General features: G+C 70.8%; 2 protein-coding genes. Both read right to left on the bottom strand.

All coding sequences use genetic code 11. From position 1 onward, the window contains the following. Window positions 1-364 precede the first annotated feature (364 nt). Window positions 365-1,483: a glycine cleavage system aminomethyltransferase GcvT gene (gcvT, locus tag VFZ20_RS15995; RefSeq protein WP_329684913.1), complete on the bottom strand. Its 1,119-nt coding sequence runs from the start codon at window positions 1,481-1,483 to the stop codon at window positions 365-367. A gap of 310 nt (window positions 1,484-1,793) precedes the next feature. After that, window positions 1,794-3,212 (bottom strand): glycoside hydrolase family 10 protein, encoded by a 1,419-nt coding sequence (locus VFZ20_RS15990; RefSeq protein ID WP_329684912.1) that lies wholly within the window; start codon window positions 3,210-3,212, stop codon window positions 1,794-1,796. Window positions 3,213-3,675 lie beyond the last annotated feature (463 nt).

Genomic DNA, 3,675 nt, shown 5'->3' with positions numbered 1-3,675 from the left:
GGGGAGGGGGAGAACTGCAACGGCTTCCGCCGATTTGATTTCCTGAGGGAGGCGCCGCGTCTTCCCGCCCGCGCACCACTCCCTGGCGCCGACCGAAGGATCTTCTCTCCCGTGCTCGGCCTCTCCCTCTCTGCACGGACCCGGATCGCTGTCATCCGTCGCGGACGCGGGGACCCGGCGCAAACAGGCGAGATCCTTCGGGGCCGCGGGCATCCTGCACTGTCGGGGTCGCGAGGGCCCCTCAGGAAGACAAGGCCGGGTATCCCCTGCAGTTGCAGGCCGTCCCCTGTAACCTGTCCCCTGTCCCCCGCAGTTCCAGCAGTTGCCCGCTATTGACTATTCCCTGTTCCCTGTTCCCTGCCGTTCAGCCCGTCTTCACCGTGCCGCCCTTGTGAAACGGCGGCCGCACGACCTCGGCCGGGAGCGTCGCGTTGCGGATCACGACGCCGATCTCCGTGCCCGGCTTGGACGCGGACGCCGGCACGTACGCCATCCCCACGCCCTCGCCCAGCGTGGGGCTCACCACGCCGCTCGTCACCACGCCCGCCTGCTCTCCATCCACCGCCACCGGGTAGCCGTGGCGGGGAAAGCCGCGCTCCCTGAGCCGGAAGCCCACCAGCTTGCGCGTGATCCCCTGCTCCTTCTGGCGCGCCAGAGCGTCGCGGCCCACGAAGTCGCCCTTGTCCATCTTCACCACCCAGCCCAGCCCCGCCTCCAGCGGCGACGTGTCCTCGTCCAGGTCGTTGCCGTACAGCGCGTAGCCCATCTCCAGGCGCAGCGAGTCACGGCAGCCCAGGCCCGTGGGGACCAGCCCCTCGTCCTTGCCTACCTCCAGCAGCCGGCGCCACAGCTGCGCGGCGTGCTCCGCCGGCACGTACAGCTCGAAGCCGTCCTCGCCCGTGTAGCCCGTCCGGCTGATGGTGGCCGGGACGCCGTCCACCGTGCCCTCGGCAAAGCGGTAGTAGCGGATGCTGTCCAGGTCCGCGTCCGTCAGCGCGCGGAGGATGCCTTCGGCCTTGGGCCCCTGCAGCGCCAGGAGGGCGATGTCGTCCGTGCGGTCCTCCAGCTCCACGCCGTACTCGCCGGCGAACTGGCTGACCCAGCGCCAGTCCTTGTCCTTGTTGGCGCCGTTGACTACCAGCATGTAGTGATCGGGGTAGCGGTAGACGAGCAGGTCGTCCAGCAGCCGGCCCTCGTGGTTGAGCAGGGTGCTGTACTGCGCCTGGCCCACCTCCAGCTTGGACGCGTCGTTCGTGGAGACGTGCTGCACGAAGTCCAGCGCCCGGTCGCCGCGCACCATGAACTCGCCCATGTGCGACACGTCGAACAGGCCGGCGGCGTTGCGCACGGCATGGTGCTCGGCCGTGATGCCCGTGGGGTACTGAACGGGCATCTCGTACCCCGCGAACGGGACGAGCTTGGCGCCCAGGGCGGCGTGCTCGGCGTGCAGGGGCGTGCGCAGAAGGGTGCCGGTCTCGGCCATCGTGCTCTAGCGGTTGCGGGTCGCGGATGATGCGCTCGGGGTGGAAACTAACATCCGCCGCCGGAGGGCGCGAGCGTCAGTGTGCCGAAATGTCAGTCCGGGGAGAGTGGGCATTCATCCGGGAGGGCGGATCGCGCCGACGCAACCCGCCCCTCCCCCGGCCCCTCCCCGCTCGTTCCTCGCGGAGAGGGGAGAAAGACCCACGCGCACCGCGAAGGTTGCCGTGGTGCAGTCCACCCGTAGAAGTATACACCCTCTCCCGCGCAGTTTGCGGGAGAGGGTGGGCGAGTTTTACGAGCCCAGGTGAGGGCTACGGCCGCAGCGACGCCGACGTGCCCTCCGTCCCCAGCCGGTCCACAGGCGAGACGACGATCAGCTCCACAGGCGGCTGTCCATCGGCCGCGGGCGCGATCGCGTAGGTCCGCTGCGCGCCGGGGATCACGTCCACATTCCACTCCGCGCCCCGCCGCACGCGGACGATCCACCACATCGGCTCGCCGGACGCGGCGGGCTCGATGGCGATCGATGTACCTCCATCCGTTACCGACCGCATCGCTGTCACCGTCGGCGCGGGGAGCACGCGGCCACCCAGCCACGGCGTCGCGGGGACCAGCGCGCGCTGGCGGTACGGACCGCGCAGCAGGCGCTCGTTCAGCGAATCCGGGTTCTGCATGAACGCCTTCATGCTGAAGTGCACGTTGCCCGTGGCGCCCGGCATCCCGCGCGTGACCCACACCTGGTCCGTGATCTCCTCCGCCCGCCACTCGCGCGGCACGCGGCTGGTGAAGTTGCCGGGCCACATGTGCCGGTTGTGCACGTTCTGCTCGATCCACCAGCGCAGCAGCACGGGATACGGCAGGTCCGGCCGCGAGATGGCCCAGTACAGCTGCGGCGTGTAGTAGTCCACCCATCCCTCGCGGATCCACTTGCGCGCGTCCGCGTACAGCTGGTCGTGCTGGCTGAAGCGTGTGCCCGTCCCTTCCGGGTAGTTCTGCTTCCAGAAGCCGAACGGGCTGATGCCGAACCTGACCCACGGCTTTTCGCGGTGGATGCCCTCGTACAGCTCGCGGATGAGCGTGTTGACGTTCTCGCGCCGCCAGTCCGCGCGCGACATCTGGCCGCCGCCGGCCACGTAGCGCCGCCAGCTGGGCTCGTCGGGAAAGTCGAGGGGCTGCTGCGTCGCCGCGTCCGTCTCCGGATACGGGTAGAAGTAGTCGTCCAGGTGCACGCCGTCGATGTCGTAGCGGCGGACCACGTCCAGCACCACGGCCAGCGAGTGCGCGCGCACCTCGGGCTCGCCGGGGTCCATCCACAGCTGCCCGCGCCCGTACGGCCGCACCAGGTCCGGCCGGCGCACGGCGATGTGCTCGGCCGTGTACGGCGTCTCGGCCGATGGGTGGCGCGCACGGTACGGGTTGAACCACGCGTGCAGCTCCAGCCCGCGCCGGTGCGCCTCGTCCACGGCGAACCGCAGGGGATCGTACCCGTCCGACGGCGGCGCGCCGGCCCGCCCCGTCAGGTACTCGGACCAGGGCTCGAGGGAGGACGGATACAGCGCGTCGCCCGCGGGGCGCACCTGCAGGATGATGGCGTTGAGGTTGAGCTGAACCGCGCGGTCCAGGATGGCGATGAGCTCGGCGCGCTGGCTGTCCGCCGGCAGGCCGGGGCGCGACGGCCAGTCGATGTTGTCCACCGTGGCCACCCACACCGCGCGGAACTCGCGCGGCACCGCCGGCAGCGAATCCGCGACCGTCCGGGCCGATGCCGTCCCCGCCGACGCGACGGACCGCGCCGACGACGCAACCGGCGAGGCTGCGACGGGCGAGGTCGGGACGGACGCGGCTACGACACGCGCGGTAGCGGCGGACCCCGACGGTCCCGAATCGGGCTGCGGATTCGTCGCGCACGCCCCGAGCAGCGCCGAGCCGAGGAGCGCGAGCGCCGTCCTCGCGCCGAGCGAATGAATTCGCCGCGGGAAAAGCGCGAAGTCCGCCTTCGCGGACTGTGCGTCGCGGGCGGGTGCCACGCCGGAACGGAGTCCGTGGGGCGCCTCGTCTTCTCCCCTCTCCGCGAGGAACGAGCGGGGAGGGGCCGGGGGAGGGGCGGGTTGCTCCCGGCGCGATCCATCCTCGGCCACACCGAAGTTCTCCCTTCCCCCATGCCGTTTATGGGGGAAGGGTCGGGGATGGGGG

Source organism: Longimicrobium sp. (assembly GCF_036280135.1).
In the GTDB taxonomy this organism is placed as follows: Bacteria; Gemmatimonadota; Gemmatimonadetes; order Longimicrobiales; family Longimicrobiaceae; genus Longimicrobium.
Note: the sequence above shows the minus strand (reverse complement) of the source record. Positions and strands in the feature narration are given on the sequence as shown.

Bases quoted from the DNA above. Each gene is read 5' to 3' on its own strand.
- gcvT (WP_329684913.1), bottom strand. From the start codon at position 1,483: ATGGCCGAGACCGGCACCCTTCTGCGCACGCCCCTGCACGCCGAGCAC.